Annotated in this window: 8 protein-coding genes; 1 reads left to right on the top strand and 7 read right to left on the bottom strand. The window is 69.5% G+C overall.

The genetic code is table 11. The annotated features are described in order from the left end of the window. Window positions 1-148 precede the first annotated feature (148 nt). Window positions 149-1,426: a thymidine phosphorylase gene (locus ABT004_RS34860; RefSeq protein WP_351345313.1), complete on the bottom strand. Its 1,278-nt coding sequence runs from the start codon at window positions 1,424-1,426 to the stop codon at window positions 149-151. 162 nt (window positions 1,427-1,588) lie between these two features. Between ABT004_RS34860 and ABT004_RS34855 the strand changes: the two genes are divergently transcribed. Next, window positions 1,589-2,281: a DNA alkylation repair protein gene (locus tag ABT004_RS34855; protein ID WP_351345310.1), complete on the top strand. Its 693-nt coding sequence runs from the start codon at window positions 1,589-1,591 to the stop codon at window positions 2,279-2,281. Window positions 2,282-2,377: 96 nt separating this feature from the next. Here the strand turns inward: ABT004_RS34855 and ABT004_RS34850 are convergent, their stop codons facing one another. The 6 genes from ABT004_RS34850 to ABT004_RS34825 form a co-directional block, all read right to left on the bottom strand. Next, on the bottom strand, window positions 2,378-2,767 hold the full coding sequence (locus ABT004_RS34850; protein WP_351345307.1) for a cytidine deaminase: 390 nt from the start codon (window positions 2,765-2,767) through the stop codon (window positions 2,378-2,380). Further along, window positions 2,764-4,020, bottom strand: a complete 1,257-nt coding sequence (locus ABT004_RS34845; RefSeq protein ID WP_351345304.1) for an ABC transporter permease — start codon at window positions 4,018-4,020, stop codon at window positions 2,764-2,766. Before ABT004_RS34845 ends, ABT004_RS34850 begins: the two co-directional genes overlap by 4 nt. Continuing rightward, window positions 4,017-5,168, bottom strand: coding sequence for an ABC transporter permease (locus tag ABT004_RS34840; protein ID WP_351345301.1), 1,152 nt, complete (start codon window positions 5,166-5,168; stop codon window positions 4,017-4,019). The genes ABT004_RS34845 and ABT004_RS34840 overlap by 4 nt, the downstream gene beginning before the upstream one ends. A 2-nt stretch (window positions 5,169-5,170) precedes the next feature. After that, entirely contained in the window at window positions 5,171-6,739 is a 1,569-nt protein-coding gene (locus tag ABT004_RS34835; protein ID WP_351345316.1) for an ABC transporter ATP-binding protein, read from the bottom strand. 195 nt (window positions 6,740-6,934) lie between these two features. Continuing rightward, window positions 6,935-7,993 carry a BMP family lipoprotein gene (locus tag ABT004_RS34830; protein ID WP_351345298.1) on the bottom strand — a complete coding sequence of 353 codons (1,059 nt, stop codon included), beginning with the start codon at window positions 7,991-7,993 and terminating at the stop codon, window positions 6,935-6,937. Between the two features lie 184 nt (window positions 7,994-8,177). Then, entirely contained in the window at window positions 8,178-9,245 is a 1,068-nt protein-coding gene (locus tag ABT004_RS34825) for a BMP family lipoprotein (RefSeq protein WP_351345295.1), read from the bottom strand. Between the last annotated feature and the right edge of the window lie 216 nt (window positions 9,246-9,461).

Here is a 9,461-nt window from a genome sequence, read left to right as displayed (position 1 = left end):
GAGTTGTGCTCTACCGATCTTGGGCCTATTATCGCCCCTGCGGCTATTGACCCCGCCCGTCCGGCAGGACTTTCGGGTAGGCCCACCCACCCAGCCCGCCCGGCGATTGAGGGCTTTCGGGAAGGGGCGGGGTGGGGGATTGGCGCGGTCAGGCGATGCGTTCCAGGACTGTCCGGGGCGGGATGAAATCGGTGGCCGTGGGAGCCGTGTCGTATGACCCCTCCAGGGCCTCCAGGGCGTACGCGAACCGCTCGGGCGTGTCCGTGTGGAGGGTCATCAGGGCCTGACCCGCGGAGACGGAGTCCCCCGGCTTGGCGTGGAGTTCGACACCCGCCGCCGCCTGGACCGGGTCCTCCTTGCGGGAGCGCCCCGCCCCGAGGCGCCAGGCAGCGAGGCCCACACCCATCGCGTCGAGACGGGTGAGCACACCGGACTCCCCCGCCGTCACCACATGCGTCTCACGCGCCGTCGGCAGCGCCGCATCCGGGTCCCCGCCCTGCGCCGCGATCATCCGCCGCCACGCGTCCATCGCACGACCGTCGGCGAGCGCCTTCGCCGGGTCGACGTCCGTCAGGCCCGCCGCGTCGAGCATCTCGCGGGCGAGGGCGAGGGTCAGCTCCACGACGTCGTCGGGGCCGCCGCCCGCCAACACCTCGACGGATTCGCGGACTTCGAGCGCGTTGCCCGCGGTCAGGCCGAGCGGGGTGTTCATATCGGTGACGAGGGCGACCGTCGGCAGGTTGTGGTCCGTGCCCAACCCGACCATCGTGCGGGCGAGTTCGCGGGCGGCGTCCAGTTCCTTCATGAAGGCACCCGAGCCGACCTTCACGTCGAGGACCAGCGAGCCCGTGCCCTCCGCGATCTTCTTCGACATGATCGAGGACGCGATGAGCGGGATGCACTCGACGGTGGCCGTGACGTCGCGGAGCGCGTAGAGCTTCTTGTCGGCGGGGGCGAGGCCGCTGCCCGGCGCGCAGACGACCGCGCCGACGTCCTCCAGGGTGCGCATCATCTCGTCGTTGGTGATGTTCGCGCGCCAGCCGGGGATCGCCTCCAGCTTGTCGAGCGTGCCGCCGGTGTGGCCGAGGCCGCGGCCCGACAGCTGCGGCACGGCCGCGCCGCAGGCTGCGACGAGGGGCGCGAGCGGCAGCGTGATCTTGTCGCCGACGCCGCCCGTGGAGTGCTTGTCGGCGGTGGGACGGGAGAGGGAGGAAAAGTCCATCCGGTCACCGGAGTTGATCATCGCGGCGGTCCAGCGGGCGATCTCCGCGCGGTCCATCCCGTTCAGGAAGATGGCCATGGCGAGGGCCGACATCTGCTCGTCGGCGACGTCGCCCCGCGTGTACGCGTCGACGACCCAGTCGATCTGGGCGTCCGTGAGGCGTCCGCGGTCCCGCTTCGTACGGATGACGGAGATGACGTCCATGGCAAATCCTCCAACGGTTCAGCACAGCGTGGCGCACCCGGCACGCTCCACGGCACGGCGGCGACTCTACGCGCATAGACGCTCCGCGTGAAGTGTGCCGGCGACCTCGCCGCGCCGTACCGTGAGACCCCCGCCGAGACGAACAGGAAACAGGAGGCCGCTGTGCCCGAGACCGAGACCGAGGCGACCGCCGCGACGGTGCGCGAGCTGCTCGACGAGCTGGCCGGGCTCGAGGATCCGAGGGCGCGCGCCGTCAACGAGCGGCACGGCGACGACCACGGCGTGAATCTGGGCAAGCTGCGAGCGATCGCGAAGCGCCTCAAGACGCGGCAGGACCTCGCGGTCGAGCTGTGGGCGACCGGTGACACGGCGGCGCGGCTCCTCGCGCTTCTCGTCTGCCGGCCGAAGGCGTTCGGGGAGGGGGAGCTGGACGCGATGCTGCGGGCGGCGCGGGCGCCGAAGGTGCGGGACTGGTTGATCAACTATGTGGTGAAGAAGAGTCCGCACGCCGAGGCGTTGCGGCTGGCCTGGCTCGACGACGAGGATCCCTCGGTCGCGGGGGCCGGGTGGGCGTTGACCGCGGACCGTGTGGTGAAGAGGCCGGAAGGGCTTGACCTGTCGGGGTTGCTTGACGTCATCGAGGCGGAGATGGGGGGCGCGCCCGAGCGGCTTCAGTGGGACATGAACACGTGTCTCGCGCAGATCGGGATTGCGCATCCCGGGCAGCGTGACCGTGCGGTTGCCGTCGGCGAGCGGCTCGGTGTGCTCAAGGAGTATCCGACGTCGGCGGGGTGTACGTCGCCGTATGCGCCCACGTGGATCGCGGAGATGGTGCGGCGGGCCGAGCGGAGCTGATCCGCCGCACCGGCGTTACGGACACGGGGCTCCGCCCCGGACCCCGCTGCTCGATCGCCGCGGGGGGGCTTGATTGGCTCGATCGCCGCAGGGGCTTTACGTGCTCAGGTGCTCCGGGCCGAACGCCTCCGGCAGCATCTCCCCCAGCGTCCGCACCCCCGCCCCCGTCTCCAGGAGCAGCTCCCGGCCCCCGAACTCGTACAGCAGCTGTCGGCAGCGGCCGCAGGGCATCAGGAGTTCGCCCTTGCCGTCCACGCACGTGAAGTGGGTGAGGCGGCCGCCGCCGGTCGCCACCAACTCCGACACGAGGCCGCACTCCGCGCACAGGCCCAGGCCGTACGAGGCGTTCTCGACGTTGCAGCCGGAGACCGTGCGGCCGTCGTCGACGAGGGCCGCGGCGCCGACCGGGAAGCCCGAGTACGGGGCGTACGCGCGGGACATGGCCTCGCGAGCCGCCCCTCTCAGGTGGTCCCAGTCGACCGTCACGTGCCCTGCCCCTTCCGGTACGGCTTCCCGTTCGCCTTCGGCATGCGCAGGCGCTGTGCCGAGAGTGCCAGGACGAGCAGGGTCAGGACGTACGGCATGGCCGTGGCGACCTGGCTCGGTACCGAATCGGTGGAGGAGTACCAGAAGAAGAGGAGGACGGAGACGGCCAGGGTGACGACCGCGCCCACGTACTTCTTCTTCCAGATCAGCCAGGCCACCGCGAGGAGCGCGAGAATCGCGATGAGGAGGAGCAGGGCGTGGGTGTTCTCGGTGCCGCCGCGCACCTTGAGCGTGTCGCTGTAGCCGAACAGGCCGGCGCCCAGGGCGAGTCCGCCTGGCATCCAGTTGCCGAAGATCATCGCGGCGAGGCCGATGTAGCCGCGGCCTCCGGTCTGGCCCTCCAGGTAGTAGTTGGAGGAGACCATGGAGAGGAACGCGCCGCCGAGGCCGGCCAGGGCGCCGGACGCCAGCACGGCGATGTACTTGTACTTGATGACGTTGACGCCGAGGGACTCGGCCGCGACGGGGTTCTCGCCGCAGGACCGCAGGCGCAGGCCGAACGACGTGCGCCACAGGATCCACCAGGAGGCGGGGACCAGGAGCACCGCGATCAGCGTCAGCCAGGACACGCCCGTCATGACGCCGCCGAGCAGGCCCGCGATGTCGGAGATCAGGAACCAGCCGTGTTTGTTGAGGTCGGCGAGGGCGTCCGCGAGGCCGGGGACCGTGAACTCGCCGAGGGACGGCACCGCGGGCGACTGGCGGGAGGTCGCGCCGTCCATCCCGTCGTACATCAGGACGGAGAGGTAGCGGGTGGCGCCGAGGGCGAGGATGTTGATGGCCACACCGGAGACGATGTGGTTGACGTTGAAGGTGACCGTGGCGATCGCGTGCACCAGGCCGCCGAGCGCCCCGCCGATCAGGGCGGCGAGCACGCCGACCCAGGGGCCCCACTGGTAGCCGGCCCAGGCGCCGAACCAGGTGCCGAGGATCAGCATGCCTTCGAGGCCGATGTTGACGACGCCCGCGCGCTCGGCCCACAGTCCGCCGAGGCCCGCCATGCCGATGGGTACGGCGAGTTGGAGCGCGGTCGACATCTGGCTGACGGAGGTCAGTCCGTTCGCGTCGGTGATCAGGCGGACCGCGGAGACCAGGCAGAGCAGGCCCGCGATGATCAGGAGCAGGACGGAGAGGCTGAGCTTGCGGCGCGCCGTGGGCGCTGCGGGCTTGTCGAGAACGGGAGCCGTACTCATCGGGCGGCCACCTCCGGCTTCTTGTCGTTGTTGTCGGAGGCGCTCAGCACGTGGCCCGCGGCGAGTTCGGCGCCGACGCGCTGCTGCTGGCGGCGGGTGCCCCAGACGCGGACGGCCTCGTAGGAGACGACGACGGCGATCACGATGAGGCCCTGCATGATCGTGGCGATCTCGGAGCTGTAGCCCTGGAGGTCCAGCGGGTCGGCCGCGTTGAACAGCCACGACAGGAGGAGGGACGCGAGGGCCATGCCGACCGGGCTGTTGCGGCCGAGCAGCGCCACGGTGATCGCGTTGAAGCCGAGCGCGGCCGGGAACGAGTCGGAGAAGGTGTGCGTCGAACCGAGCAGGGTCGGCAGACCGGCGAGGCCCGCGACGGCGCCGGACAGGAGCATGGCCGTGAGGACCATCTTCTTCGCCGAGACGCCGGAGGCGGCGGCCGCGGTGTCGGAGGCTCCGGAGGCGCGCAGGTCGAAGCCGAAGCGGGTGCGGTTCAGCATCACCCAGTAGACGATGCCGAGGGCGATCGCGACGAAGACGAAGCCGTAGACGGTGCCGACCGCGTCGCCCATGTTGATGCCGGGGAACCAGCCGGCCTTGTCCATCTCGCCGGTGGTGCGGTTGTTGCCGACGGCGACGCCGAAGGCGTCCTCCAGGGTGAGGTACGCGATGACCGAGGCTGCGATCGAGTTCAGCATGATCGTGGAGACGACCTCGCTGACGCCGCGGGTCACCTTGAGGATGCCCGCGATGCCCGACCAGATCGCGCCGGTCAGGGCCGCCGACAGGATGAGCAGCGGGATCTGGAGGAAGGCCGGGAACGCGATGTGTGCGCCGACGATGGCGGCGACGCAGGCGGCGAGCCGGTACTGGCCCTCGACGCCGATGTTGAAGAGGTTCATCCGGAAGCCGATGGCCACGGCGAGCGCGCCGACGTAGAGGCCGGCGGCGTCGTTGATGATGAGTACCTGGACGTCGGAGAACGTCGCCTGCTCGAACATGATCGAGAACGGTTCGACGGGGTTCTCGCCGGAGGCCACGAGCACGATCGCGGTCAGGGCGAACGCCACGACGAGCGCGATGACCGGTCCCGCCACCGCGAGAAGGATCCGCTCTGTGTCGATGGCGGCCCATCGCTTACGGATGTTCATGGTCAGGCACCGTCTTCCGTGTGCTCCAGGTGGCCCGAGGCCGCACCGGTCATGGCGGATCCCAGCTCTTCCGGGGTGATGGCGGCCGGGTCGGCGTCGGCGACGAGGCGGCCGTCGTAGATGACCCGGAGGGTGTCGGAGAGGCCGATCAGTTCGTCGAGGTCGGCCGAGATGAGCAGCACGGCGAGCCCCTCGTGGCGTGCCGCGCGGATCTGGTCCCAGATCTGGGCCTGCGCGCCGACGTCCACTCCGCGGGTGGGGTGGGCGGCGATCAGGAACTTGGGCGTGTGGCTCATCTCGCGGCCCACGATGAGCTTCTGCTGGTTGCCGCCCGACAGGGAGTCCGCGGTGACGTCGATGCCGGGGGTGCGGACGTCGTACTCCTTGACGATCCGCTCGGTGTCGGCCTGCGCGGCCTTCGGGTCGAGCCAGAAGCCCTTGCTGTTGGGCCGCTCGGTGACGTGGCCGAGCATCCGGTTCTCCCACAGCGGGGCGCTCAGGATGAGCCCGTGGCGGTGCCGGTCCTCGGGGATGTAGCCGATGCCGGACTCGCGGCGCCTGCGGGTGGCCCAGGAGGTGATCTCGTCGCCGAGGAGTGTGATGGTGCCGCTGTCCGCGTGCTCCAGGCCGATGAGCGCCTCGATCAGCTCGGTCTGCCCGTTGCCCTCGACGCCCGCGAGGCCGAGCACCTCGCCGGCGTGGATGGTGAAGGTGACGCCGTCGAGGAGCGGTTTGCCGCCGCCCGGGGCCGCGAGGCGCAGCTCCTCGACCTCGACGACGGGGCGGTCGGTGACGGTGGACTCCGCCGTCTCCGGGGTGGGCAGTTCGCTGCCGACCATCAGCTCGGCGAGCTGCTTCGACGTGGTCTCGGCGGGGACGGCGGTGCCGACCGTCGTGCCGCGCCGGATGACAGTGATCTCGTCGGCCACGGAGAGGACTTCGCCGAGCTTGTGCGAGATGAAGATGACGGACAGGCCCTCGGCCTTGAGCCCGCGCAGGTTGTCGAAGAGCGCGTCGACCTCCTGCGGGACGAGCACGGCGGTCGGCTCGTCGAGGATCAGGGTCGTGGCGCCGCGGTAGAGGACCTTGAGGATCTCCACGCGCTGCCGGTCGGCGACGCCGAGGTCCTCGACGAGGACGTCGGGGCGCACCCCGAGCCCGTAACGCTCGGAGAGCTCAAGGATCTTGCGGCGGGCCCTGCCGCCGATCCCGTACAGCTTCTCGCTGCCGAGGACGACGTTCTCCAGGACGGTGAGGTTGTCCGCGAGCATGAAGTGCTGGTGGACCATGCCGATGCCGCGGGCGATGGCGTCGGCGGGCGAGGAGTAGGTGACCTGCTCCCCGGCGATGGCGATGGTGCCCTCGTCCGGCTTCTGCATGCCGTAGAGGATCTTCATCAGGGTGGACTTGCCCGCCCCGTTCTCCCCGACCAGGGCGTGCACGGTGCCCTTGTGGACGGTGAGGCGGATGTCGTGGTTGGCGACCACGCCGGGGAACCGCTTGGTGATGCCCTTGAGTTCTACGGCGACGGGGGCCGTGGAATCGGCCGGCGGGGAGCTTGACGTGGCGATGGCGCACTCTCCTGGGGAAGGGGGTCGCCTACGCGGAGCGCCCCAACAGCGGTGTGCGAGAAGTGAGTTCGAGCAGGATCGCAGATACGGGGCGCGAGGCAGAAGGCTCCTCCCCAAGGAGGAACGGTCACCTCCCAGGAGGGAACAGTTCCCCGCTGGGAGGGGCCGGCCACCCCGCGCCCGGCTTCCCGCGTGCTACTTCTTGGGCTTCTCCGGCACCTTCACGGAGCCGCCGACGATGCCCTGCTCGGCCTTCTTCAGGGCCGCCTGGAGCTTGGAGTCGCTCTTGAACTCCGGGTTGGAGTCGGCGAGCGAGACCTCGCCGGACTTCAGGTCGCCGGTGACGACACCGGTCTCCGGCTTGCCGTCCTGGACCGACTCCGCCAGGTTGAGGATCGCCTTGGCGACGTCCTTGGTGGCGGAGGTGATGATGTACTTCTTGTACTTCTTCAGCGGGGCCTGCGCGTACTGGTCGGAGTCGACGCCGATCGCGTACGCCTTCTCGGCGGCGGCCGCCTCGATGACGCCCTGACCCGACAGGCCGGCCGCGTGGTAGACGACGTCGGCGCCGTCCTCCAACTGCTTCTCGGCGGCGGCCTTGCCGAGGTCCGGCGAGGCGAAGCCCTTGGCGGGGTCCTCGTCGAGGTACTGCACCTCGACCTTTACGCCCTTCTTGGTGTCGGCCACGCCCTGCTCGAAGCCCGCTTGGAACTTGTTGATCAGCGCGTTGTCGACGCCGCCGACGAAGCCGACCGTGTCCGACTTCGTCTTCATGGCCGCGGTGACACCGGCGAGGTACGAGACCTCGTTCTCCTGGAAGACCAGGTCGGCGATGTTGTCGCCCTTGGCGGTCGCGTCGTCGACGATGCCGAAGGTGGTCTTCGGGTACTTCGCGGCGGCCTCCTTGACGGCGGGCGCGTACGCGTAGCCGATGCCGACGACCGGGTTGTAACCCATCTTCGCCAGCTGTACGAGGCGCTGGGTCTTGTCGTCGTCCGACTCCCCGTCCTTCGGCTCCTGGTCGGCGACCTCGTAGCCGAACTTCTTCTTGGCCTGGCGGAGGCCGTCGTACGCGGCGTCGTTGAACGACTGGTCGCCCTTGCCGCCCACGTCGTAGGCGATGGCGAGGCCCTTTTCCTTGCCACCGTCGGAGGACGACTGGGCGTCCGACGAGGTGCCTCCGCAGGCGGAGAGGGCGAGGGCGAGCGAGGCGGTCGCGGTGCCTGCGACCGCTATACGGGAAACCCGGCGCATGAGAAGTGCTCCTTCGTACAAGCGCCGGAACGGCAGGGGGCCGACGCTGAGTTCGCCGCAGAGTAACGCGCGTAGACCCGACAGAGAACCCTGGTTGTCCAGACTGTTATCGACGGGGGTACGAGGCCGTATACGGCCGGGTTTGCGGTGCCGCCGGTGAAGGCGGTCGGCGGCACCGTTCGGGTCACTTCTTCTTCGGCTTGGTGTCGACCTTGATGGAGCCGTCGACGATGCCCTTCTTGGCCTTGGCGACCGCGTCGGAAAGACCGGCGATCTCCTTGAACTTCGGGTTGGACTCCGAGGCCCCCACGCCGTCGACCTTGAGGTCGAAGGTCTGCACGCCGGTCAGCGGCTTGCCGTCCTCGACGGACTTGGCCAGCGAGTAGACGGACTCGCCGACTTCCTTGAGCGCCGAAGTGAGGATGTAGTCCTTGTACTTGGCGAGCGTCTTCTGCTTGTACTGGTCGGAGTCGACGCCGATGACCCATGTCTTCTGCTCGGCGGCCGCCTTGATGACGCCCTGCCCCGAAAGACCCGCCGCGTGGTAGATCACGTCGGCGCCGTCCTCCATCTGCTTCTCGGCGGCGGCCCTGCCGAGGTCGGGGCTGGCGAAGCCCTTGGCCGGGTCCTCGTCGAGGTACTGGACCTCGATGTCCACGCCCTTCTTGGTGTCGGCCACGCCCTGCTCGAAGCCGGCCTCGAACTTGTTGATCAGTTCGTTGTCGACGCCGCCGACGAAGCCGACGTGGTCGGACTTGGTGGCCTTGGCCGCGGCGACGCCGGCCAGGTAGGAGGACTCGTTCTCGGCGAAGACCAGGGAGGCGACGTTCTTGCCCTCGACGACCGAGTCGACGATGCCGAAGGTCGTCTTCGGGTACTTCTTCGAGGCTTCCTTCATCGCCGGGCCGTAGGCGTAGCCGATGCCGACGACCGGGTTGTAGCCGGCCTTCGCGAGGTTCGCGAGCCGCTGCGCCTTGTCGTCGTCGGACTCGCCGTCCTTCGGCTCCTGGTCGGCGGTCTTGTAGCCGAACTCCTTCTTCGCCTTGAGCATGCCCTCATAGGCGGAGTCGTTGAACGACTGGTCCCCCTTGCCGCCGACGTCGTACGCGATGGCGAGGCCGAGCTTCTTGCCGCTCTCGTCGCCGCCTCCGCCCTTCTCGCTGCTGGTGCCGCCGCAGGCGGTGGCGGCGAGCGCGAGGCCGACGACGGTGACCGATATGTGCGTGAGCCGGGACGTACGAGTTGGACGCATGGTGGGGTGCTCCTTCGTCAACACGCCGTGTGGGGCGCTGAGTTCGGCGGAGCGTAACGCGCGTAGCGGGGTGGGGCGGGGGGTTGTGCGGCGCCGTTATGCATTTGTGCCGCTGCCCCGTCACGTACGGGTTCCCCGCCCCCCCCGCCCCCCCCCGGCCACGGGGCTCCGCCCCGGACCCCGCTGCTCAATCGCCGCAGGGGCTTGAATTGCCCA

The sequence above is a fragment of the Streptomyces sp. NPDC002790 genome, assembly GCF_040295505.1.
In the GTDB taxonomy this organism is placed as follows: Bacteria; Actinomycetota; Actinomycetes; order Streptomycetales; family Streptomycetaceae; genus Streptomyces.
This window is presented reverse-complemented; position numbering and strand designations above follow the sequence as displayed.

Bases quoted from the DNA above. Each gene is read 5' to 3' on its own strand.
- ABT004_RS34845 (WP_351345304.1), bottom strand. From the start codon at position 4,020: ATGAGTACGGCTCCCGTTCTCGACAAGCCCGCAGCGCCCACGGCGCGC.
- ABT004_RS34860 (WP_351345313.1), bottom strand. From the start codon at position 1,426: ATGGACGTCATCTCCGTCATCCGTACGAAGCGGGACCGCGGACGCCTC.
- ABT004_RS34830 (WP_351345298.1), bottom strand. From the start codon at position 7,993: ATGCGCCGGGTTTCCCGTATAGCGGTCGCAGGCACCGCGACCGCCTCG.
- ABT004_RS34825 (WP_351345295.1), bottom strand. From the start codon at position 9,245: ATGCGTCCAACTCGTACGTCCCGGCTCACGCACATATCGGTCACCGTC.
- ABT004_RS34840 (WP_351345301.1), bottom strand. From the start codon at position 5,168: ATGAACATCCGTAAGCGATGGGCCGCCATCGACACAGAGCGGATCCTT.